The sequence below is a fragment of the Actinomyces qiguomingii genome (assembly GCF_004102025.1).
GTDB classification, from domain to species: Bacteria; Actinomycetota; Actinomycetes; order Actinomycetales; family Actinomycetaceae; genus Actinomyces; species Actinomyces qiguomingii.
Map to the genome: position 1 here is coordinate 3,786,941 of NZ_CP025228.1, position 22,558 is coordinate 3,809,498.

Annotated in this window: 19 protein-coding genes and 1 tRNA gene; 17 read left to right on the forward strand and 3 right to left on the reverse strand. The window is 65.9% G+C overall.

What is annotated here, in order from left to right; translation table 11 throughout:
- Positions 1–77 precede the first annotated feature (77 nt).
- The 12 genes from CWT10_RS15895 to CWT10_RS15945 all read left to right on the forward strand — a co-directional run bounded on the left by CWT10_RS15895 (position 78) and on the right by CWT10_RS15945 (position 13,425).
- On the forward strand, positions 78–1,088 hold the full coding sequence (locus tag CWT10_RS15895) for an ABC transporter ATP-binding protein (RefSeq protein WP_103062331.1): 1,011 nt from the start codon (positions 78–80) through the stop codon (positions 1,086–1,088).
- Positions 1,085–2,152, forward strand: a complete 1,068-nt coding sequence (locus CWT10_RS15900; RefSeq protein WP_103062330.1) for an ABC transporter permease — start codon at positions 1,085–1,087, stop codon at positions 2,150–2,152. Before CWT10_RS15895 ends, CWT10_RS15900 begins: the two co-directional genes overlap by 4 nt.
- 1,310 nt (positions 2,153–3,462) lie before the next feature.
- Positions 3,463–3,684 (forward strand): hypothetical protein, encoded by a 222-nt coding sequence (locus CWT10_RS15905; RefSeq protein WP_128683606.1) that lies wholly within the window; start codon positions 3,463–3,465, stop codon positions 3,682–3,684.
- 187 nt (positions 3,685–3,871) lie between these two features.
- On the forward strand, positions 3,872–4,042 hold the full coding sequence (locus tag CWT10_RS16900; RefSeq protein WP_158247597.1) for a hypothetical protein: 171 nt from the start codon (positions 3,872–3,874) through the stop codon (positions 4,040–4,042).
- An 18-nt stretch (positions 4,043–4,060) separates the two neighbouring features.
- Entirely contained in the window at positions 4,061–4,378 is a 318-nt protein-coding gene (locus CWT10_RS15910; protein ID WP_269843731.1) for an ATP-binding cassette domain-containing protein, read from the forward strand.
- A gap of 37 nt (positions 4,379–4,415) precedes the next feature.
- Positions 4,416–7,112 carry an ATP-dependent helicase HrpB gene (hrpB, locus tag CWT10_RS15915; RefSeq protein WP_103062328.1) on the forward strand — a complete coding sequence of 899 codons (2,697 nt, stop codon included), beginning with the start codon at positions 4,416–4,418 and terminating at the stop codon, positions 7,110–7,112.
- 159 nt (positions 7,113–7,271) lie between these two features.
- Positions 7,272–7,595, forward strand: coding sequence for an arginine repressor (locus CWT10_RS15920; RefSeq protein ID WP_103062327.1), 324 nt, complete (start codon positions 7,272–7,274; stop codon positions 7,593–7,595).
- Between the two features lie 456 nt (positions 7,596–8,051).
- Positions 8,052–9,446 (forward strand): basic amino acid/polyamine antiporter, encoded by a 1,395-nt coding sequence (locus CWT10_RS15925; protein ID WP_233188044.1) that lies wholly within the window; start codon positions 8,052–8,054, stop codon positions 9,444–9,446.
- A 28-nt stretch (positions 9,447–9,474) separates the two neighbouring features.
- Positions 9,475–10,722: an arginine deiminase gene (locus CWT10_RS15930; protein ID WP_103062325.1), complete on the forward strand. Its 1,248-nt coding sequence runs from the start codon at positions 9,475–9,477 to the stop codon at positions 10,720–10,722.
- 75 nt (positions 10,723–10,797) lie between these two features.
- Positions 10,798–11,805: an ornithine carbamoyltransferase gene (argF, locus tag CWT10_RS15935; RefSeq protein ID WP_128683608.1), complete on the forward strand. Its 1,008-nt coding sequence runs from the start codon at positions 10,798–10,800 to the stop codon at positions 11,803–11,805.
- Between the two features lie 7 nt (positions 11,806–11,812).
- Positions 11,813–12,769, forward strand: coding sequence for a carbamate kinase (gene arcC, locus CWT10_RS15940; protein ID WP_128683610.1), 957 nt, complete (start codon positions 11,813–11,815; stop codon positions 12,767–12,769).
- Between the two features lie 122 nt (positions 12,770–12,891).
- Positions 12,892–13,425: an arginine repressor gene (locus tag CWT10_RS15945; protein WP_103062005.1), complete on the forward strand. Its 534-nt coding sequence runs from the start codon at positions 12,892–12,894 to the stop codon at positions 13,423–13,425.
- 668 nt (positions 13,426–14,093) lie between these two features.
- On the opposite strand, the gene CWT10_RS15950 is transcribed toward CWT10_RS15945, so the two are convergent.
- Positions 14,094–14,513, reverse strand: coding sequence for a nuclear transport factor 2 family protein (locus tag CWT10_RS15950; RefSeq protein ID WP_103062004.1), 420 nt, complete (start codon positions 14,511–14,513; stop codon positions 14,094–14,096).
- Positions 14,514–15,486: 973 nt separating this feature from the next.
- Here CWT10_RS15950 and CWT10_RS16905 point away from each other — a divergent pair.
- Positions 15,487–15,663, forward strand: coding sequence for a hypothetical protein (locus CWT10_RS16905; protein ID WP_158247587.1), 177 nt, complete (start codon positions 15,487–15,489; stop codon positions 15,661–15,663).
- 85 nt (positions 15,664–15,748) lie between these two features.
- Here the strand turns inward: CWT10_RS16905 and CWT10_RS16665 are convergent.
- Together CWT10_RS16665 and CWT10_RS15955 are read right to left on the reverse strand one after the other, a co-directional pair.
- A tRNA-Ser gene (locus CWT10_RS16665) sits at positions 15,749–15,837 on the reverse strand.
- A 173-nt stretch (positions 15,838–16,010) separates the two neighbouring features.
- Complete coding sequence (locus tag CWT10_RS15955) at positions 16,011–16,502, reverse strand: nucleoside deaminase (RefSeq protein ID WP_199176301.1); 492 nt, start codon at positions 16,500–16,502, stop codon at positions 16,011–16,013.
- A gap of 281 nt (positions 16,503–16,783) precedes the next feature.
- On the opposite strand from CWT10_RS15955, the gene betT reads away from it, so the two are divergent.
- The 4 genes from betT to CWT10_RS15975 all read left to right on the forward strand — a co-directional run bounded on the left by betT (position 16,784) and on the right by CWT10_RS15975 (position 22,519).
- Positions 16,784–18,922 (forward strand): choline BCCT transporter BetT, encoded by a 2,139-nt coding sequence (gene betT / locus CWT10_RS15960; RefSeq protein WP_103062003.1) that lies wholly within the window; start codon positions 16,784–16,786, stop codon positions 18,920–18,922.
- Positions 18,923–18,961: 39 nt separating this feature from the next.
- Positions 18,962–19,600 (forward strand): uracil phosphoribosyltransferase, encoded by a 639-nt coding sequence (upp, locus tag CWT10_RS15965; protein ID WP_103062002.1) that lies wholly within the window; start codon positions 18,962–18,964, stop codon positions 19,598–19,600.
- Positions 19,601–19,697: 97 nt separating this feature from the next.
- Positions 19,698–21,065, forward strand: coding sequence for a hypothetical protein (locus tag CWT10_RS15970; protein WP_128683611.1), 1,368 nt, complete (start codon positions 19,698–19,700; stop codon positions 21,063–21,065).
- 86 nt (positions 21,066–21,151) lie between these two features.
- Complete coding sequence (locus tag CWT10_RS15975) at positions 21,152–22,519, forward strand: hypothetical protein (protein WP_103062000.1); 1,368 nt, start codon at positions 21,152–21,154, stop codon at positions 22,517–22,519.
- The last annotated feature ends 39 nt before the right edge of the window (positions 22,520–22,558 follow it).

Genomic DNA, 22,558 nt, shown 5'->3' on the forward strand with positions numbered 1-22,558 from the left:
ATCGTCCGGGCCGACCACCACGCGCCGTGCCGGGCGGCAATCTCGCCACCCCATGACGCAACCGTTACATTAAGCCCATGAGCATTGAGGCGAGCCAGGTCACACGCTTCTTCGGGTCGGCGCCGGCCGTGCAGCGGCTGAGCCTGTCCGCGCCCGCCGGCGCCATCACCGGCCTGGTGGGCCCCAACGGGGCGGGCAAGACCACCCTGCTGCTGATGCTGGCGGCACTGCTGCGCCCGGATACGGGCACGATCAAGGTTGCGGGCCTGGACCCGGTCACCCAGCCGCGTCAGGTGCACCAGGCGGTGGGCTGGATGCCCGACGCCTTCGGCACCTGGGACTCGCTGACCTGCACGGAGATCCTGCTGACCTTCGCCGCCGCCCAGGGACTCGACGACGTGACCGCCCGCGAGCGCGCCGCCGACATGCTCGCCCTCGTGCATCTGGAGGACATGGCCCGCACCCCGGCGCGGGTGCTGTCGCGCGGGCAGAAGCAGCGCCTGGGCCTGGCACGAGCACTCGTCCATTCCCCGCAGGTACTGCTGCTCGACGAGCCCGCCGCCGGCATGGATCCCCGCTCACGCGCCGATCTGCGCGGCATTCTGCGGGACCTGGCCGACCAGGGGGCGACGGTGCTGATCTCCAGCCACGTGCTGGGCGAGTTGGAGGAGATGGTCGACGGCGTCATCTTCATGTCCCGCGGACATGCGGTTGTGCCGCCTGGCGCCGGCACCGCCGACGCCGTCGCAGCGGCAGAACAGGCCGCAGAAGATTCTGAGGCGGGGTCCGGGACGGGGACTGCGGCGCCCACCGGGGGCGTGGTGCCGGTGCGCCCGACGCCGCTGCGCACCACCTGGCGGATGCGGGCCCTGAGCCCTGAACGGCTGGCCGCGTGGGCGCGCGCGGGAACGCCGCCGGGCGCCGTTGTCGATCCCGACGGCTCAGTGCATTTGGAAGTGCCCGACGACGCCGCCGCGGCACGCATTGTGCGGCAGGCCGTTGAAGACGGGGTCGAGGTGGTGTCCTTCGCTCCGGTGACCGGTGCACTGGAGACCGCGTATCTCGCAATGGAGGAGGAGCGAGCATGAGCCGACTGGGCGTACGCACCGTGATGGTGCTGGAGTTGCGGCAGCGAGTGCGGTCGACCCGCTGGTGGGTGATGCTGCTGGTGTGGGCGCTGGTGCTCGTGGTGCTGTTCGTGGGCATGACGGGGCTGGCCGTCTCCGCGGGCATGGAGCGCGAGGAGTTCGCACCGGTCCTGTATGACATGGTGCTGTGCTTCGTGCTTGGGATCGGCCTGATCGTGGCACCCACGCTGTCGGCCACCTCCATTAACGGGGACCGCGCCGACGCGACCCTGGCGCTGTTACAGGCGACGGCGCTGCGCAGCCGGGAGATCGCCGTCGGGAAGCTGCTGGCGGCGTGGCTGGCGGCCATGGCCTTTCTGGCGGTGGCGCTGCCGTTCCTGCTGATACTGGCGGCGGTGGGCGGGGCGAGTCTGCCGGCGCTGCTGGGGCATCTCCTGCTGCTGGTGGTCACGCTGGGGTCGGCTTGCGGCATCGGCCTGGGCTTCTCCGCGTTGACGGCGCGCACCTCGGCATCCGCTGTGCTGACTTACCTGGTGGTGGCGGCGCTGACGGTCGGCACACCCATGGCCACCGCAATCGCCACTCCCATGGTGCAGGAGCAGCGGGAGCAGATCACCTACCGCATCGACTACAACGCCTCCACCGATGACCAGCTGGTGTGCTACGAGGACCCCTATAGGTATCACAACACGGTCACTCACGCCGAGCGGATCTGGTGGATGCTCATTCCCAATCCCTTTGTAGCACTGGGAGATGTTTCGGCCCGCGCGCCTCTGGGACGCTACAACGCCGAGAGCTTCCTGGAGGGGCTCGGCCGAGCGATAGACACGATGCGCGACCCGCAGTCCTCAGAACCATCGGTCAGTAACCCCTGCGCCGAGCGGGCCGCTGACCGCGACGACGACTACGAGAGCTCGCACGACAAGTCCGCCAATGGTCATGTGCCGTTCTGGCCGGCCAGCGCGGCACTGCTGTTGCTGCTCGGCGCGGGCGGCGCCTGGGCCGCGGCCCGCCGCCTGCGGGTCCCGGCGGGCCCGCTTCCCCGCGGCATCCGCCTAGCGTGACGAGATCGGTCGAAATAACCATCGAGGTCGGTCGAAATAACCATCGACTTCGGTCGAAATAACCACCGAGGTCGGTCGAAATAACCACCGAGGTCGATGGCTCTTCGGGTTTGGGGGTGTGGTGGTTCGGGTGTGTGGGGTGGTTGTCGGTGTTGGGCGTTGTTATTTGCCCGGGTGGGCGCGGTGGTGGGGACGCGTCGAGGAGGTGAGGTTGGCCGGCGACGATGTGGCCCGGCCTTCCAGGATGCCGCCCGGGAGGGCGTTGTCGACGGCCGGCCGGCGTCCTGGAGGTCTAACCCATGTCCTCGAACGATCCTCGGCCCGGGAGCGACAACTACCTGGCCAGCCCGAAAACGACCCTCGCAGCCAAGCCCTGCGCCGAACCACCACGGGCTATCGACGCGAGCGCGGTGCCTCGGTCCGCCGTGTCGTGGGCAGGCCCGCCGTCAACCCCTCGGTGTTCGCACCGGGACCCCCGCACTCGCACCGGAACCCCCGCACTTGGAGCAGGCTTCTTCTGTTAGGCCGTCTGAAAGCGCGTCCGAGACATAACAGCGCGTCTGAGACCGTCCAACCGCAGACAGGCGATCCAACCGCAGGAGCCCGGTCCAACCGCAGGCAGGCGATCCAACTGGGAGCGGGCGGTCCAAATCCCTGGACGAAAGGGCGCCCAGCCCTCGTGCGCGTTCCACGACCGCGGACGTGCTGGGGCGGGCGATCGCCGGCGACGCTACACAGCCCTCGTGCCCGTTCCACGACCCCGCGGTGGTCGTGCAACACACCAGGGTCGTGCAGCACATGGAGGCAGGGCGAACGCCACCACCACACCCTCAAACCCGAAGAACCGCATTGACACCACGGAGGACCGCAGTGCCACCGCATGGTCTCGGATCATCCCCGTCACCACGCAGACCCTGGTCGCTTCGGGGCTCCTGGAGAGAAAGGCTCATTGCGGAACAGCTCCATCTGACGCGGCATGCGCCGCGCGAGGGCAAGGATGCCCTTGCGCGGCGTCGGACAGGACGCCGGGGAACTGGGACAGATAGGGCTGGTCGGTTGCGTCCTTGACCAAAGTTGTGAGCGCGTCCTGAGTACGCCGATGCGGCAGGTGATGGCGGCAGGGCCCAGGGGGTTACGGTAGGCGATCAGTTCCTGCTTCTGCCCGTAGGTCAACACGTCGGCGCCGGGCAGCCGGCCCAGAGAGGGGACACGAACAAGGAGACGCAGAAGCTGGAGCTGGACATGCAGGGGCAGGCGCCCGTGAGTGCCCCAGGGTCTGGACCGGCATCGACATTGACACGATCGCAGGCGTGACGTACATCACACACTTTTTCGTAGTTTCTGGCGATATCCTTGCCTTGTCGGAGAGCCTAGGAATAGATTTCCAATTGGAGAGGAGACGAGCAGGTAAGAGCCTTGAGCTGGGCATGCCGGAGCTGAACGCCATGAAGGCGCCTGGTTTCTGGATGGGATTCAGCATTGGTGGCTCATTCTCGATCGGTGTCACCGCGATTGACGTCGCGGCCACGTAATTGCCGCGCGGGCAACCACCCTCTGTGCGGCCCTCCAGATCCCCACTTCTCGGGGTGGGTCTCACAAGGCGGTGACAACTCCAGCGCGCCCCCCACCGACGCCGAAGCTCTCCGATGGAGAACCACTCCCGACCCCCTGTCCTATTTATTCGACTATCTTCGGCCACCTAGGAAGGATGTTGTCATCATGTCTCAGTCTGCAGCTAAATATCTCACGGGAGTCGTCTTGCTGGTGGTTTTGTCTACTATTTCCGGACTGTACCTCCAGGGCGCTGTGCGCATCTTTATCTGCGCAGCCGCAATGGTGGGAATGCTCTACCTGGTCGCCAAGATTGCGCGTGAGGAGCGATCGCAGTGAGTGGCAGTCATAATTAGCGTGCGGGGACTTTGCAAGAGTTTCGGGGGAAAACGAGTCTTCGAGGATGTCACGTTCGACGTGGCCGAAGGCCGAGTGGTGGGACTGCTGGGCCGCAACGGTGCCGGCAAGACGACCACCCCCCGCACGACGCTCGGCCTCTATCGCGCGGATGCCGGGGAGGCTCGGGGGATCGGCAGCTGGACTGCCTGGCTGCGGTTGGACTGCTTGAAACGCGCCCTCAGGCGGTCCGAGCATAGAGACCCGGTCCCAGTACGAGGCCGGCACCCGGCGGGTCCACACCCACCCATCACCCCCTTAGCCCGGAAGAGCCCGTAGTAGACGACAGACCGGCTCAGACAGGCATGATGGGTGGGTGAAGCAGACCGCGGACCCCGTCGCCCGACTCCTGGCCGACCCGCCAGATCTGCCCGTCGTGGCCGCCCTGCCCCGCCTGCGCGCACTGCTGGAGGACCCGTCCAAATGTGGCGTCGCCATGCCGGGCGCCGCCATCGTGGTCACTGCCCCGCCCGGCACCGGCAAGACCACGCTCGTGCCTCCGGTAGTCGCCGACGTTCTGACCCGCCAGACCGCAGGCGCCGGCCCGCAGGTCGACGCAACCCGCCCCGACCGCGTCATCGTCACTCAGCCGCGGCGCATGGCCGCACGTGCCGCCGCCCGGCGCCTGGCGTCGCTAATGGGCGAGGCCGTAGGCGAAACGGTCGGCTACGCGGTCCGCGGGGAGCGCCGCACCTCAGCGCGCACCCGCATTGAAGTGGTCACCGCCGGACTTGCCCTGCGTCGCCTCCAAGCCGACCCCGAGCTGCCCGGGGTGGCCGCCGTGGTGCTGGACGAGGTGCACGAGCGCTCCCTGGAATCCGATCTGCTGCTGGCCCTGCTGCTGGAGGCGCGCGCCGCCCTGCGCGAGGACTTAGCCGTACTGGCGATGTCCGCAACCCTGGATCTGAAACACCTGCCGGTGCTGCTGGGCGAGGCCGCCGCGCCCGCGCCGGTTGTGGAGGTGCCGGGGGTGCTGTACCCGCTGGAGGAGATCTGGGCGCCGCCGCCCTCCGGCGTGACCCGGCTCGGACCGCGCGGGGTCCCACGGGAGTTTTTGGCGCATGTAGCCGCCACGGTGCGGCGGGCGCTTACCGAACGTGAAGGGGATGCACTCGTCTTTCTGCCCGGCACCCGCGAGGTTGACGACGTCGTCGCCCGGCTACGTGAAGGCCTCCGGTACGGCGGGGCGCGGCCCGCCGTCGAGGTGCTGCCGCTGCACGGGCGCCTTCCCGCATCCGTCCAGGACGCCGCGCTCACGCCGACGCGCGGAGTGCGGCGGGTGATCGTATCCACCGCTGTGGCCGAGTCCTCCCTGACGGTGCCAGGGGTGCGGATCGTCGTGGATGCCACCTTGGCGCGAGAACCGCGCCTGGATGTGGCCCGCGGCATGTCTGGCCTGGTGACGGTCGGCGAGTCCCGGGCGGCCGGTATTCAACGCGCCGGACGTGCGGCGCGAAGCGGCCCGGGAGTGGTCTACCGCTGTTGCACCCCGGTGGATTGGGCGCGGGCCGCTGCCGCGCCAGCACCCGAGATCCTCACCGCGGATCTGACCCGCACCGCCCTGGAGCTGGCCGTCTGGGGCGCCTCCGGGGGCGAGGGACTGGCCTGGCTCGACGCGCCGCCGGCCCCCGCTATGGAAGTCGCCACCGCGACACTGGCGCGGCTGGGACTGGTCGACGCCGGAGCCGTAACCGAACTGGGCCGTGCTGTGGCCGCCATTCCGGCGCAGGTGCGCCCCGCGCGCGCCCTGCTGGCGGCCGCCGAAATGATCGGCCTGCGGCGGGCGGCCGAGGCGACCGCACTGCTGACCGGTGACCTGCGCGCGCCGCGCGCCGACCTGGGCGCCCTGGCGCGGAATGTGCGCCGCGGCGCCGAGCAAGCAGCCTGGCGCGCCGAGGCCCGTCGTCTGGAAGCCGCCGCTGGGCGGCATCCCGGCGGACGGCGCTCCATCTCAGGCACCACCACGCACGCCGCCGAATTGGACGACCTGGTTGGCCCGGGGGCGGCCGATGCCGCCGGGCTCGTCGCCGCCCTGGCGCACCCGGAGTGGCTCGCACGACGCCGCGGACCCGTGCCCGGTGCGGGCCATCCCACTATCTATGCCGGCGTCGGTGGAACCGGACTGCGTCTACCCGCCGACTCACCCCTGGCCGCGTCGCAGTGGCTGGCGGTTGCCGACGTCGAACGCGCCCCGGGCATGAGTGAGGCAACCATCCGCGCCGCCGCACCGATAGATGAGGCACTCGCATGCAAGGTGGCCGCCGACTGGCTGTCCGAGCACACGCGCTCCGTGTGGGACGGAGACCGGCTGCGGGTTGAGACACTGCGCCGTCTGGGCGCTATCGAAATGGCCCGCACCGGCCAAGCGCCCGGGCCGAAACAGGCCGCAGCCGCCGTCGTCCAGCGATGCCGGGCCGAGGGACTCGGGGCGCTGCCGTGGCGGGGCGCCGCCGCCCTGCGGGCGCGACTGGCGCTGCTGCACCGGACACTGGGGCCGCCCTGGCCGGATGTCGGGGATGCGGCGCTGATGGAACGCGTGCACGAGTGGTTAGTGCCGGGGGTGGAGGCGCTGGCGACGGCGTCGGGCGGACGCTTCGACCTGGGCGTGCTGGATGTGGATAACTGCCTGCGCACCCTCCTGCCCTGGCCCGCGGCCTCGCGTCTGGAAGAGCTGGTGCCGCAGCGTTTGCAAGTACCCTCGGGATCACAGGTGCGCGTGGACTACCTGGATGAGCGCGGCGAGCCGCTGGAGCGGCCGGTGCTGGCGGTAAGAGTGCAGGAGTGCTTCGGCTGGTCGGACACGCCCCGAATCGTGGACGGGCGCGTGGGCGTGGTCATCCACCTGTTGTCGCCCGCGCGGCGGCCGGTGGCGATCACCGACGATTTGCGCTCCTTCTGGCGCCAGGGCTACCCGCAGGTGCGCGCCGAGATGCGCGGGCGCTACCCCAAGCACGCCTGGCCGGAGGATCCGTGGACGGCGCCCGCCACCCGCTCCGCCGGACGACGACGATGATCGGCCGAACTCGTTGCACTCCGGAGATGAATATGAACAACAGAATCATTACCATTCCCCTTACCAGGGCCGCATGGACTCCGTACAACGGCGACGCTCCGCCTCGCGTCGTGTCGCCGAGCCGACGTCGGCCCCCACGCCAACACGATCGGTAGCCACATGCCCCCCACATTCAGATCCGACCGGCACGGACAATCCGCCGGACCGTCCCACGAGGACCGACGCCACCTGTGGATCTCCGCGGAAGCGGCCAAGAACCGCATAGTGCTGCGCACGGTCGCCGGCGGTGCGAAGTACGCCGCCGCCCTGATCGACCACATGGAGCTGCCCGATGTACTGGGAACCATCGCCGGCAACGACTCGGTCGCCATAGTCTGCGCGAGCAAACAGATCGTGCCCAAGGTGCTCATCCAGATCAAGGAGGGCTACCCACAGGCGGAGCGGGCGCTGCGCGAACGCGCGGCCACCGACAGCCCGGACTGAGCTCCGGCAGCGCCCCCGCAGCGGCCGCCAGCAGACCAAACTCAACCAGCTTCCAGGACTTTAGTCCCACCCGACTCGGGTGACTTTCATCGGGCGTCGCGAATATAATACGAAACCTTTACCGAAGAACGCTGAGATCTGGCCGATCCACACTAATACATCTTCAAATCATTCACGCCAACTAATATCATCAGACGTCATTCCTCGTATTGAAGAGGGCTTCCCTCCCCGGCTAACCTGTCTTCAGGAGATCCGCTCACGACGCCGGACGCATGGAAACACTCTAAATCCCTCCCGCGGGAACACGGAGGGCACCGGAGTTATCCATCCGGCGGCGGAACGCCTCGTGAACGAATCTCCAGTCGTCCAGTTACGCATCCTCCAGAGAGGCAGGAGATGTCAACAAGCACGGCTCACAAGACGTCGGAGAGTGAAAGCGGTTCCAAGAAGAGACCGGTGAAGATCTCTCTGCCCGCACTCATCGCGCTCGTGATCGGCTCGATGATCGGCGGAGGCATATTCGGACTGCCGTCCCAGATGGCGGCCGTGGCGGCACCGGGGCCGCTCATCATAGGCTGGCTCATAACCGGCATCGGCATGCTCATGCTGGCGAAGGTCTACCAGTCCCTCGCCGTGAAGCGGCCGGAGATCGAGGCGGGCGTATACGGATACGCCAAGGAGGGATTCGGCACCTATATCGGATTCACATCCGCCTGGGGATACTGGGTCAGCGGCTGGATGGGGAACGTCAGCTACCTAGTACTGCTCATGAGTGCGGTAGGGGTCTTCCTTCCGGGATTCGGAGAGGGCAATACACCTCTGGCCATTGCCGTGGCATCGGTCATCCTGTGGGGCTACCACATTCTCATTCTCAGAGGCATCCATGAGGCCTCCGTCATCAATACCATCGTTACGGTGGCGAAGATCATGCCCCTGGTGGTGTTCGGAGTCATGGCCGCCATCGCCTTCGACATCGACACCTTCTCCGCCGACTTCTGGGGGCAGTCCGCCGATGCTGGTTCCACCGTGGACCAGATCAAGGCGATGATGCTGGTCACCGTCTGGGTTTTCATCGGCGTAGAAGGGGCGTCCGTATTCTCCGAACGCGCCAAGAGCCGCAGCGACGTGGGCAGGGCGACCATAATCGGCTTCGCCTCCGTGCTCGCCCTGCTCCTACTGGTCAACCTGCTGAGCTATGGAGTTCTCGCCCGTGACGAGCTCGCCGGATTACCGGACCCCTCGCTAAGCGGAGTCCTGACCGCCGCGGCCGGACCCTGGGGCGCCAAGTTCATCGCCGCCGGCCTGATCATCACCCTCATCGGCTCACTACTAGCGTGGTTCCTGATGTGCGCGGAGATTCTCCGCGTGCCTGCCACCGACGGGACGCTGCCGTCATGGCTGGGTCGGGAGAACCGGCACAGCACCCCGGTCGGCACCATGTGGCTGACCTCCTCAATGGTGCAGCTGATGCTGTTGTGGGCGGGAATCGGCGGCGCCGGTTATACCGACCTCATCCTCCTGGCATCCGCGCTCATACTGCTCCCCTACGTGTTCTCCACACTCTTCTACCTGATCGATTCCGTGCGTTCGCGCAGCGGCATCAACTTCGCGGAAGTCACCGTGGGCGTACTCGCATCCGTGTACTCCATCTGGCTGCTGTATGCGGCGGGCCCGAAGTACCTGTTGTTCGTCGGTCTGTTCTATCTTCCCGGGACGCCCTTCTACGTCGCGGCCAGGCGGAAGGCGGGAGAGAAGCCATTCACGCCCGTGGAGACGGCAATCCTGATCGTCCTTGTCCTGGCTTCCGGATACGCGGTATACGGCCTGGCCACCGGCACACTCAGCATCTGATCATCGACCATCCAATCGAAAGGCAATCATGAACGCAACCAACAACGGAGTGTGGTCCGAGGCGGGAGTCCTCCGCACCGTCATGGTCTGTTCACCCGGACGCGCCCACACCTTCCTCTCACCTCAGAACTGTCACGACCTTCTCTACGACGACACGATCGACGTCGACCGGGCGAAAGAGGATCACGCCACCTTCGTCCAGCTGCTGCGCGACCACGGGGTAACCGTACTTGAATTCGACTCCCTGCTCGCTGATGTACTGGCCGTACCCGAGCAGCGGGCATGGGTTCTGGACCGTCGCATCAACACCTCGACCATGGGCGCCGGCATCACGGAAGAACTGCGCAGTTGGATGGATCAGCTCCCCGGCTGGGAACTGGCATCCTATCTCATCGGAGGACTCTCCTCCGATGAGGTGCCGAAAGACATCCTCGGCACTTCTGTGCTTCCGTATCACGTGGGCGCCGACGAGCCGGAGATGTTCATCGCGCCACTGCCGAATTCTGTTTTCACGCGCGATCCCTCCGCCTGGATCTACCAGGGCGTCGCCATCAGCTCCATGTACTGGTCCGCGCGCCGCCAAGAGACCCTGTTGACACGTGCCGTCTATAAGTTCCACCCGTTCTTCACCAGACGTAAGTTCCCCACCTGGTTCAACGGGCTCAAGCACGACTCCGGCCATTCCTTCATCGAGGGCGGAGACATTATGCCCATCGGTAACGGCGTGGTGCTCGTGGGCATGGGCGAGCGATCCACCTATCAGGCAGTCAGCCACCTCGCGCACAACCTATTCGAAAGAGGCGGCGCCACCAAGGTCATTGCGGCGCGTATGCCGAAGGATCGCAGCACCATGCACCTGGACACCGTCTTCACCTTCTGCTCGGAAGATGTTGTCAATGTGTATGAACCTGTGGTGGACAAGCTGACCAGCTTCACCTTGACTCCCTCTTCAACCGAGTTGGGAGGGGTACGCGTGCACCATGAGGACGCCTCATTCATCGAAGTCGTCGGCAACTCCATCGGCACTTCCCTGCGCGCCGTCGCCTCCTCCTACGGGCGTATCGGCGCTGCCCGTGAGCAGTGGGACGACGGCAACAACGTCGTCGTAATCGAACCCGGGGTCGTCGTCGCATACGACCGCAATCGTGGCATCAACAGCAGCTTGCGCAAGGCCGGTATCGAGGTGCTTGAGATCCCCGCCTCCGAGTTGGGGCGCGGACGCGGCGGTGGCCACTGCATGACCTGCCCCATCGACCGGGATGCCATCGACTACTGAGGACGCGGGCGAATACCGAAGGATCCTCGCCCCCATGTCTCACCCATCCGAACATATTCAGAAAGGAAAGTCACTATGACCTACCCCCTTCATGGACGCTCTTTTTTGAAGGAGCTTGATTTTACGGCGTCGCAGTGGAGTATCCTGCTCAATCTGGCGGGTCAGTTGAAGGCTGATAAGCGGGCGGGCCGGGAGGTGCAGCGTCTTAAGGGCAAGAATATTGCTTTGTTGTTTGAGAAGACTTCTACGCGTACGCGGTGCGCGTTTGAGGTGGCTGCGGCTGATCAGGGTGCTAGTACCACGTATCTGGATCCGTCGGGTTCGCAGATGGGGCATAAGGAGTCGGTGGCTGACACTGCCCGGGTGTTGGGTCGGATGTTCGATGGGATTGAGTTCAGGGGCCGTAGCCAGGCCCATGTTCAGCAGTTGGCGGATCTGTCGGGGGTGCCGGTGTGGAACGGGCTGACCGATGACTGGCATCCCACCCAGGCCCTGGCCGACCAGTTGACCATGTTGGAGCACGCGGGTCGGCCTTTGAAGGAGATCTCCTTGGCCTATCTGGGGGACTGCCGCAACAATGTGGCCAACTCCCTGCTGGTCTCCGGGGCCTTGATGGGCATGGACGTGCGCCTGATCGGACCTGCCGAGTTGCTGCCGGCCGATGAGGTGGTCACCGAAGCTCGTCGTTTGGCGGAGGAGTCTGGTGCCCGGATCACCATCGGCTCCGAGGTTGATGCCGGCGTGAAGGGCGTGGACTTCTTGTACACCGACGTGTGGGTGTCCATGGGCGAGCCGAAAGAGGTGTGGGATCAGCGCATCGCTCTACTCAAGCCCTACCAGGTCAACGCGACCCTGGTGCAGCGCACCGGCAACCCGGAGGTGAAGTTCCTGCACTGCCTGCCCGCCTTCCACGACCGCAACACCACCATCGGCCAGGACATCTACACCAAGACCGGTCTGGACGGCCTGGAGGTCACCGACGAGGTGTTCGAGACCGACCGCAACATAGCCTTCGACCAGGCCGAAAACCGCATGCACACCATCAAGGCCGTCATGGTGGCCACCCTGGGCGACTGGGAGTGATACACCCATGAGAATCGTCGCAGCACTGGGAGGCAACGCCCTCATGCGCCGGGGAGAGCGCCCCGACGCACGCACCCAGATCACCAACGTCAAACGAGCCGCCAAAGCGCTGGCCGCACTGGCCGAGGAACACGAACTGATCATCACCCACGGCAACGGCCCCCAAGTAGGCACCCTCGCCCTACAGTCAGCCAACGACGAGCGCCTGTCTGAGCCCTACCCCTTCGACACCCTCGGCGCCCAAACCCAGGGCATGATCGGCTACTGGATCCTCCAGGCCATGCAAAACGCCCTACCCGGCCGCCACATCGCCTCACTGATCAGCCAGACCCTGGTCCTAGCCGGCGACCCGGCCTTCAACAACCCCACCAAATTCGTCGGCGAAGTCTACGACCAGCCCACCGCCCAGGCACTGGCCGCCGAACGGGGATGGACCGTCAAACCCGACGGCACCCACTGGCGCCGCGTAGTGCCCTCCCCCAAACCCCAACGCTTCATCGAAACCCGCATGGCCCGCACCCTCCTCCAAGCCGGCGCCATCGTCATCTGCTCCGGCGGAGGCGGCATACCAGTAATCCGCAACGCCCAAGGCAAACTAGAAGGAGTCGAAGCCGTCGTCGACAAGGACCTGACCGCCGCCGTACTGGCCGAACACCTCGAAGCCGACGCCCTACTCATCCTCACCGACGTCGACGGAGTAAGAACCGACTTCGGCACCCCCAACGAACAACGCATCGACCGCGCCACACCAGCATCCCTACGAGCCCTCAACCTACCCGCCGGCTCCATGGGCCCCAAAGTAGAAGCCGTATGCCGCTTCGTCGAACTCACCGGCGACATGGCCGCCATCGGCCGCCTCCAAGACACCACCGCAATCATCAACGGCACCGCCGGAACCATCATCACCCCCGGCGGCAACTACGGCCAACCCGAAGACATCCGCCCACCTGGCCGCAACCGGTAACCGTCCGTGTTCGCTGTCGGCGGTTCCGGTCAAGGTACTGGACCGCCGACAGCGAGCCCGAGACACGGTAACATACTGTTACTCACTTCTCACCATACATCGGCATCCCAAGCATTGTTGACATGAATTCCGAACCCTCTCAGGATCAATCAGGCTTCGCGGCTCGCACTCCTGCCGCCCGGCGCCGCTGTATCGCCGACATTATTGTCTCCGTACGCGTCCACAGCCAGGCCGAGCTCCAGCACCTGCTCGCCGAACGCGGATTCTCGGTCTCACAGGGGACGCTGTCACGGGACCTGGCAGAAATGCGCGCATATAAGGTGCACAGTGCTGCTCATGGAAGCGTATACGTCATTCCGGAGGCGGGGGCGCCGGGACAGCTCCTACAACGCGATGCGGCCATGAGCAAGTACCATGAGCAGCTGAACCGTCGCGTCGAGCAGTTCACCGTGTCGATTCGCACGGCTCACAGCGACGTCGTGCTGCAAACACCGCCCGGAGCGGCCCAGCTGTTGGCGGCAGCCATTGACGACGCCGTGCTACCCGGCGTGATGGGCACGATTGCCGGTGACGACACCATCCTAATCGCCACGAAAAGCGAGAGCGCCGCACAGTCCCTCGCCAAGTATTTGTCTTCGTTAACCTCGGGCGATTAGGCGTACACCATTGCCGGCCCTTCCGGTTCGACCACGCAGCTGTCGAGTGCGGCTGATAGAACCATCGACTTCGATCGGTTGAGCTCACGGGCCGACGGCCGGCAAGGTTGTTGGCCGGTTGGGGGTGCCCCTATGTGATTTGTCATGCGGCGGCGGGTAGGTCGTGTGCTGGTTGGGGGTCGCAGAGGGAGCCGTCTCGGATCATGGCGTGTAGGGTGAGGATGCGGCGGTGTGGGCCCGGTCGGCTGCAGGCCTCGCACTTGGACCGCGCTTCTGCGGTTGGACCGCCTGAGAGCGCGTTTCAGGTGGTCCAACGGCAGCCAGGTGGCCCATCCGCAGCCAGGTGGCCCATCCGCAGCCAGGTGGCCCAACGGCAGCCAGGTGGCCCATCCGCAGCCAGGTGGCCCATCCGCAGCCAGGTAGTCCACGTGCGGGGTGCTGATTCAGACCGGTGCGGTTACCTCTTACACCGGCGCACCCGCGGTCAGAGTCGAGATGCCGCAGGCCGCGGACATGGCCCCAGTCGACCCGGCTTGGCAAAGGAACAACGCTTGTGCCGAATCTGGGTATTTTCCCCGGGCCCGCCAGCCCTACCAACCGAACTCGATGGTCATATCGACCGAACTCGATGGTAATAACGACCGAACTCGGCGGTTTCAGGAGCCAGGTCAGAAACGGCTGGCATCTAGGCGGCTGAAGCGCCACCCGGTCGGATTGCGCGCACTGGGAGCGACAGGATCCGGAACCACGTAACCGAGGATTTGTAGGTTCCAGGTTCCGCGCGTGCCCCATACCGTCGCCTTGGTGCGGGCGCGACCGCGCACCACGGGGAATCCATCAATGGTGTCCGGCTCGGCGGAGACGAACTGCGAGGAGTGGTAGGTCAGGGTACCGTCGCGGATGTCGGTGAGCCACTCGACCTTGGGCTGCGGGTAGCCGGTCATATGCGTCAGAACACAGTCCTCAGTGAGGAGGGCGTCGATGACGGCCGTATCAGCCGCCACCATGGCGTCACACAGTAGGCGGTATAGCTCGATCGACGCCTGTCCTGAATCGGCGGGGTGTACGGGTGGGTTCGACGCGGTCATGCTCTGGATCCTATGGGTACGCGCAAGCACGCAGGGAGCTACTGCGCGACCCCCTCAAGCATGCAACCGAAGGTTCCATGTCCCGCACGACGCCGCCAGCTGGACCGCCTGGCTGCCGTTGGACCGTCTGGCTGCCGTTGGACCGTCTGGCTGCCGTTGGACCGTCTGGCTGCCGTTGGACCGTCTGGCTGCCGTTGGACTGCCTGGCTGCCGTTGGACCACCTGAAACGCACTCTCAGACGGTCCAACCGCAAGAACGCGGTCCAACCGCAGAAGCGCGGTCCAAGTACACGGCCAGCAGCCATCCGGGCCCACACCCACCCACACCCTCATACCGGAGGCACCCGGTTACCCCAAGGGCACGGTTAAAGCCATGCGGCGCCCACAAGAACAGCCCGCAACACGCCGATCTAAAGCACCACGTTCGCGCCGATAACCGGCTCTTCGTGTTTGTGGGTGTGGTGGTTGTGTTCGGGTGGGGGTGGTTGTTGTCGGTGGGGTGCTGGTGTGCCGGGTACGGCCTCTTCTCAGTGAGTCCCGGGAACTACGTGGTGGTGGGGCGCCCCTGGGGGGCAACCCTGGGGTGGTTTCAGTGGTTTTGATGTCGTGCCGCCTTGGTGGCGGCAGCCCAATGTGCCGTTGCTTGGTGGGTGTGGGCTGTTGGCGTGTGCCAGATGCCCAATCGTTGGAGTGCTGGGTGACGAACCGAAGGTGGAACGTACGAACTGTCTGGCCCTGTGCCCGGGGTCGGTGGCACCCATAGACCCCCGGCGATGGTGTGCAAGACGGCCGGTCATGTCGAAAACCAGCACCTCACGCCCCACAGCACGATCCACCGCAACAGCGACAGGCCACCCTCAAACACCAAGGCCGCGCTCAAGCACCGGGGCGGCCCGATCTTGCGGGTGCCACGCCCGTCGACGGCGACAGGCCGCGCTCAAACACAGGAACAGCGTCCGGGCACGGGCTGACCATGCTCGGGCACGGGCTGACCATGCTCGGGCACGGGCTGACCATGCTCGGGCACGGGGAGACCATGCTCGGGCTCGGGGAGACCACGCTCGGGCACGGGACGGCGCCTTCGGACGCAGGAGAGTTCCGCCCGGACAGGCCAGAACGCACCACCCACCACACCCCCAAACACGAATAGCTCAATAACCCCAGAACCTCCGGAGGCGCTACCTGAAAAAAGATCCCCGGACTCCTACTTTTCGCCTGGATTCCGGGGATCGGTTTGGCGGTAGCGCTGGGATTCGAACCCAGGGTGGCTATGAACCACACAGACTTTCGAGATCTGCACCTTCGGCCGCTCGGACACGCTACCTCGTGGGTAGAGCCTACACGCCGCACGGGCTCAAGCGCACCCGGGTTCCTGCGAGGTCGCTCACCAACGACCACGAAGCAGACCGGAGTCCCGCCCGCCGTGGACGCCGACGCCCTGCGCGCGTCATTCCGCCGGCCCGGCAGGGCCGGCGCCGAGCCGTTTTGTCGGATCCACTACCCCAGTTCCCCACCGCGCTGCGATAGTTCCCCGTGGCGCTGCGAGGCGAAGAAGCTGCGCAGCAAGGCCTGCGCCTCCATCTCGCGTAGCCCGGCCACCACCTGCACCTGGTGGTTGGCGCGCGGGTCTCGCAGAACATCGCGTACGGACCCACAAGCCCCGGTCTTCGGCTCCCAGGCGCCGAAGACCACACGCGCCAGCCGCGCCAGCCGGGCGGCGCCAGCGCACATGGTGCACGGCTCCAAAGTGACCACCAGGGTGCAGCCGTCCAGGTGGGGGCCGCCCAGCACCGCACCGGCAGCCCGCAATGCCCGTATCTCGGCGTGCGCCGTCGGATCGTGCTCTGACTCGCAGGCATTGGCGGCCTCAGCGATAACCGTGCCGCCCCGGGCGGCGTCGACGCCGCGGTCGGGAGACAGGACGACGGCGCCCACGGGCACCTCTCCGGCCACACCCGCCTCCCGGGCCAGCTCGAGCGCACGGCACATGGCGGCGTCGTAGCGCTGCCGGACCAGACCGGGGATGTTCACGCCACCACCCTGCCTCAGCAGCGGCACGTCAACACCCACCGGACTGGAAATGTGGGAAGGATCTCTTGGGCGGCCGTTTATCCCCGATCTCATGCGGCTGTCAAGTCCACCGGATGACCTCGTTTCAACCGTTTTCACTTGCGAAACCGGAGAATCCCTGAAAGATTCACAATCCCGTAAACGTCGCCACGGTCGTCTGCTCGCGGCCACGTGCGCACCATGCATCACCAGTGCATCCAATGCATCAAGGAGTGCCAGTGCCTGAATCCCCAACCGATCAGCCCACACCCGCAACAACAACGGCCCCCGGAAAGCGCCACCTGAACGTAGTGGTCTTCGCCGTCTCGGCAGCGATCATCGCCACCATCGCCGGCGCCGCCATCGTGGCCCCGGATACGGTCTCCGCAGCCTTCAGCGCCGCCGTGGCCTGGGCCGGGCGCTGGTTCGGCTCCTTCTACATCCTGCTGGTCACCGCGGCCCTCATCTTCGTCATCGTCCTGGCGCTGTCGAAGTTCGGGACGATCCGACTGGGTCCGGACAACTCCACTCCGGACTTCTCCACCTTCTCCTGGGCGGCCATGCTCTTCGCCGCCGGCGTGGGAACCGGCATCATGTTCTACGCGGTGGCCGAACCGGTGATCCAGTACATGGAGCCGCCCACCGGGGACGGGCAGACTGTGGAGGCGGCCCGCAACGGGATTGTCTTCACCATGCTGCACTACGGCATCAGCGGCTGGGGCCTGTATTCGATCCTGGGCATGGCCCTGGGGTACTTCGCCTATCGACGCCGCCAGCCCCTAGCCGTGCGCTCCACCCTGCGCCCCCTGCTGGGCGAGAGGGTTAACGGCCGCTTCGGCGACGTCGTCGACGCCGCCGCCCTGATCGGTGGGGCCGTGGGTATTTCGGCGTCGCTCGGCGTGGGCGTGGTGCAGCTCAACGTGGCCTTGACCATTCTGTTCGGACTGGAGCAGGGGACCACGACTCAGATCGGCCTGATCGCTCTGAGCGTGCTGATGGCCACCGTCTCCGCCGTATCCGGGGTGGATCGTGGCGTGCGCGTGCTGTCCAACATCAATGTGCTGCTGGCCGTCGGGCTGGCGCTGTGGGTGCTGATCACCGGAGACACCGCCTTCCTGCTCGATGCGCTGGTGGGCAACGTCGGCGACTTCATCACCCAGTTCCCCGGGCTGACCTTGGAGACCTACGCCTACGACCGGCCCACGGATTGGCTGAACGCCTGGACGCTGTTCTTCTGGGCGTGGTGGATCACCTGGGCCGCATTCGTCGGCATGTTCCTGGCGCGCATCTCCCGCGGCCGCACGGTGCGAGAGTTCGTGATCGGCTCCCTGGTGCTGCCCTTCTCCTACGTGACCATGTGGGTGTCGATTTTCGGCAACAGCGCCCTGGACCTGATCCGCTCGGGCAACCTCAACTTCGCCGAGCTCACCGTGGCGGAGCCGCAGCAGGGTCTGTACATGCTGCTCGACCACATGCCCGGCGGCAGGATTCTCATCGCACTGGCCCTGTTCATCGGCATTCTGTTCTACGTGACCAGCGCCGACTCCGGGGCACTGGTGATGGCCAACCTCTCCAGCCGAGCGCCGTCCTCCTACCGGGGCGACCCGCAGGACGCCCCGGCCTGGCTGCGGATCTTCTGGGCGTCCCTTACTGGCGTGCTCACCATCGCCATGCTCGTGGCCGGCGGCATCCCCATCCTGCAGCAAGCCACAATCGTCATGGCGCTGCCGTTCTCCTTCGTCATCATCGCGGTCATGGCGGGTCTTTGGCGGGCCATGCGCACCGAGGCCACGCGTGAACATGCCCGCGGCATCGCCAACCGCAACCGCCTGCTCGGCGCCACCGGCACCGCCGCCGGCATGAACCGCATCCCCTGGCGCGACCGCCTGTCCCACACCTTCGACATCGTCTCCCCCACTCGCGCCCAGCGCGCCATGAACAGCCGCGTGGTGCCGGCGCTCGAGGCGGTGGCCGATGAGCTGCGCAAGGAGGACCTGGTGGCCGAGGTGGTGATCGCCGGCCCCGAGGCGCAGGATCCCGACGACGTGCGCAACTTCCTCGGCTCGGCCACCCTGGTGGTCACGCCCCCGCAGTCTCCGGAGCAGACCGCCGCCGCGCAGGGCGAGCAGGTGGCCGGCTCCCGATTCCGCTACGCGGTACGCATGGTGCAGGCGCCGGTGCCGGCCTTCGGCGTCGTCGTCCACGAGGCCGATGACCTCACCGTCCGCCTGGAGGTGCGGCCACGCGGAGGCGGCCAGGGCTATGACGTCATGGACTGGTCGCGCGAGCAGGTCGCCCACGACGTCCTGGACCACTACGAGCGGTGGCTGGAGTACCTGGGCGCCGCCGAAACCGTCTGAGCGCCCCTCATCCGGGAGTGATTCCTTTAGGCTTGACCCATGCGCCTGCACGTTGCCGATCATCCGCTCATCGATCACAAACTCTCTGTTCTGCGCGACGAGAAGACGCCCTCGGCGGTCTTCCGGCAGCTCGTCGACGAGCTGGTGACCCTCTTGGCCTACGAGGCCACCCGGGACGTACGCACCGAGGAGGTCCGCATCAAGACGCCGGTGGCGGAGACGAGCTGCCGTCGTCTGGCCGAGCCGCGCCCCATCGTGGTTCCGATCCTGCGCGCCGGGCTGGGCATGCTCGAGGGCATGACCCGGCTGCTGCCCACCGCCGAGGTCGGTTTCCTGGGCATGAAGCGCAACGAGGACACCCTGGAGGTTGAGACCTACGCCAATCGTCTGCCCGACGACCTGTCGGGTCGCCAGTGCTTCGTCGTCGACCCCATGCTGGCAACCGGCCACACCCTCGTGGCCGCCATCAACTACCTTCTGGAGCGCGGCGCACGCGATGTCACCGCCATCTGCCTGATCGCCGCACCGGAGGGAATCGCCACCCTGGAGGCGGCCATCGGTGAGCGCGCCGAGGTAACCGTGGTCGCCGCCGCCCGAGACGAGCGCCTCAACGAGCACGCCTATATCGTGCCCGGACTGGGCGACGCCGGTGACCGCCTGTACGGCATCGTGGACTGAAGACGTCCCACCGCCCGACATAACGCCGCCGAATCGGCGGACTGATCAAGCTCGACCCTCACTTCTACCCGCTCCCACGAACAATTAGCATCGAGTCATGAGTTCTCAGACGGCGTCGCCCGGACGGTCCGCATCCCCTCCCGTGGGGCCGGACCGGCTCGGCCCGCGAGCCATCGGCGCCGCCATCGCAGCCGGACTACTCGCATTCGGCGCCGTACTGGGCGGCGGCCTGGCACTGGGCGGCGGCACCGACTACTCGATTCCTCCGCCCACCGACCTGGTCACCTACATCTCACCGTCCCCGGCCTGGACCGCCGGGGCAGAGCAGACCTGGACCACCACCGTGGCCGCCAACGCGCAAGTAATAGCCGTGCCGGGCCACCTACTGACCCTGGAGACCGGGGACAATCCCGCCGATGCGACCCTCACGGCGTATGCGCTGTCCGATTCGGGTGCGACCGAGTCCTGGTCGGCTCAGGTAGACGCCTCTACTGATGCGGGGGACACGAGCGACGACTTCGACATCCCCATGAAGCCCGCCTACCTCATGTGGGGGAAGAACACTCTCATCCACGACACCACCTTGTACGACCTGGACACCGGCGAAACCCGCGAGGCTCCCTGGTCCTCCAGCGACGGCGTGATGATCGCCGACGACGTCGCCATCGCCTGCGCCTCCGGCGGCGAGTGCACCGCGTACCGAGAGGACCAGCCGGATACAGCGCAGTGGACCGCAACCATGGAGTACCCCAAGCGCTACTTCCAGTACGCGTCGAACTTCTACCAAACTGTATTTGTACGTGATGGGCAACGGTACTGCATTCTCGGGAACCGCACTATACATAACATCGACACCGGCGAGCGGGTTCCCCTTACCATCCCGATCCCGGAGGAGAACATCGCCGGGTACGCCACTTATGCGGCAACCGATGGTTGGATGATTTATCTGACCGAGTTCGGCGACCGGAACACTGTTTACGCATTTCCCCCTGAGGGCGGCGAACCAATCGACTCCTATGCGGACAGCGCGACCCTGGCCAATAACCAGTCGGTTGTCAACATTTACAGGGCACGTTCGCAGGCGGAGCTTAAGGAACGGTTCGCCAACGGCTCAACCGAGACCTTGCTCGGCATAGTGAACCGCGATGACAGCAACTGCGCCCAGTCGGTTGACGTCATTGACAAACGAACGATTGAGGTTACGCAGTTCACCGACGACCTCTCCTGCCTGTCAGCAATCCACGTCTCTGAGGACCGCACCGTGATGACGGCCGGACTCGGAGCCGCCGACGCCCAGGATGTTCTGACCTTCCGCCTGATGTACAACGCCGATACCGGAGAGCAGATCACCTTCCCCGGCATGGACCCTGACTCCGGCGCCCTCTTCGACCTGGTAGCCACCGACTACGCCATCGGCTACGACCCGCCCACCGGCACGCTGACAGGCTACCGCCCCGCAGGTTGAATCCTTCACGGATAAGGGGGCAAACGGGTACCTCTCCCCGTCATCATCACTTCTACCGCGCCGCCGAACTGCCTACCATCAAAGACATGACTCCCCCGACGCCACTGCCCGGCCCGTCCGGCCTGTCGCCCACAGCACCGGAGCCGCTGGGCGCGCGGGCAATCGCGACTGCCGTCCTGGCGGCGGTGCTGACCTTCAGCCTCATTGTTGGCGGCGCCCTGGCCCTGGCCCGGGGCAAGAACTACGCAGCACTCGCGGAACCGAATCAACTCGCGATCACCGGCCCCTCCTCGGAATGGACCAATGGTGCCGAGCGAACCTGGACCACAACCGTGGCCGCCAACGCGCAGGTCATGACCGTGCCGGGCCATCTGCTCACCCTGGACACCGGCGACGACCCCGCCGCTTCCACGCTTACCGCATATGACCTGACCGATTCGGGCGTAACGGAGTCCTGGTCTGCAACCGTTGACGCAACCAACGATTCCGGCGATACGAGCGACGACTTCGACATCCCCATGAAGCCCGCATACCTCCTCTGGGGAAACAACACCCTCATCCACGACACCACCTTGTACGACCTGGATACCGGCGAAACCCGCGAGGCCAAATGGTCCTCCAGTGACGGCGTCCTCATAGCGGACGACATCGCCATCGCCTGCACCTCCGAAAACAAATGCACCGGTTATCAAGAGGACGCCCCAGACACCCCGCTGTGGACGACGAGCACCGATTATGCCGCCGACTACCTACGCGCCCAGTCCGCTCATTACGCGACAGTGTTCCCGCACGGCGATCAACGCTACTGCAATATCAGTTACCGCGAGATCTACAATATCGACACCGGTGAAAAAGTCCAGCTCAACCTGCCCCTGTCTCCTGACAATATCCGCAGCTACGCGGCCTACGGTGCGAGTGACGGATGGTTCATCGTACTCACCGACACCTCCGACCGATCCGTGGTTTACACCTACGACCTTGATGGGGGCGAGCCGACGGATTCTTACGATGAGCAGTTCGACACCCCCCGGTATTCATGGGTGGTTCCCGTGTTCGGATCGCTTTCACTCGCCGAGTTCAGGACACGCTTCGCCGACAATTCTCTGGATACCGTACTCGGCATAGTCAACGCCGATGAGGACCGTTGCGCCAAGTCAGTCGATATCACCTACGGGCGCACAATCGAACTTCCGAACTCGGCCGACGGCCCGTCCTGCCTGTCCGCTATCCGAATCGCTGCGGACCGCTCCGTCATGACGGCCGGGCCAAGAGTCACCGACTCCCAGGACATCCAGACCTTCCGCCTGATGTACAACGCCGATACCGGGGAGCAGATCACCTTCCCCGGCATGGACCCTGACTCCGGCGCCCTCTTCGACCTGGTCGCCACCGACTACGCCATCGGCTATGACCCGCCCACCGGCACGCTGACAGGTTACCGCCCCGCTTCCTGATCTCTGGAGTCAGGAGGCGGGGCGGCACGACGATCGGCG

Coding starts and splice junctions, on each gene's coding strand:
- arcC (WP_128683610.1), top strand. CDS start 11,813: ATGAGAATCGTCGCAGCACTGGGAGGCAACGCCCTCATGCGCCGGGGA.
- CWT10_RS15895 (WP_103062331.1), top strand. CDS start 78: ATGAGCATTGAGGCGAGCCAGGTCACACGCTTCTTCGGGTCGGCGCCG.
- argF (WP_128683608.1), top strand. CDS start 10,798: ATGACCTACCCCCTTCATGGACGCTCTTTTTTGAAGGAGCTTGATTTT.
- CWT10_RS16905 (WP_158247587.1), top strand. CDS start 15,487: ATGCTCGGGCACGGGCTGACCATGCTCGGGCACGGGCTGACCATGCTC.
- CWT10_RS15970 (WP_128683611.1), top strand. CDS start 19,698: ATGAGTTCTCAGACGGCGTCGCCCGGACGGTCCGCATCCCCTCCCGTG.
- CWT10_RS16900 (WP_158247597.1), top strand. CDS start 3,872: ATGTCTCAGTCTGCAGCTAAATATCTCACGGGAGTCGTCTTGCTGGTG.
- CWT10_RS15955 (WP_199176301.1), bottom strand. CDS start 16,502: ATGTGCCGTGCGCTCGAGCTGGCCCGGGAGGCGGGTGTGGCCGGAGAG.
- CWT10_RS15900 (WP_103062330.1), top strand. CDS start 1,085: ATGAGCCGACTGGGCGTACGCACCGTGATGGTGCTGGAGTTGCGGCAG.
- CWT10_RS15975 (WP_103062000.1), top strand. CDS start 21,152: ATGACTCCCCCGACGCCACTGCCCGGCCCGTCCGGCCTGTCGCCCACA.
- CWT10_RS15945 (WP_103062005.1), top strand. CDS start 12,892: ATGAATTCCGAACCCTCTCAGGATCAATCAGGCTTCGCGGCTCGCACT.
- CWT10_RS15930 (WP_103062325.1), top strand. CDS start 9,475: ATGAACGCAACCAACAACGGAGTGTGGTCCGAGGCGGGAGTCCTCCGC.
- CWT10_RS15950 (WP_103062004.1), bottom strand. CDS start 14,513: ATGACCGCGTCGAACCCACCCGTACACCCCGCCGATTCAGGACAGGCG.
- upp (WP_103062002.1), top strand. CDS start 18,962: ATGCGCCTGCACGTTGCCGATCATCCGCTCATCGATCACAAACTCTCT.
- betT (WP_103062003.1), top strand. CDS start 16,784: ATGCATCAAGGAGTGCCAGTGCCTGAATCCCCAACCGATCAGCCCACA.
- CWT10_RS15920 (WP_103062327.1), top strand. CDS start 7,272: ATGCCCCCCACATTCAGATCCGACCGGCACGGACAATCCGCCGGACCG.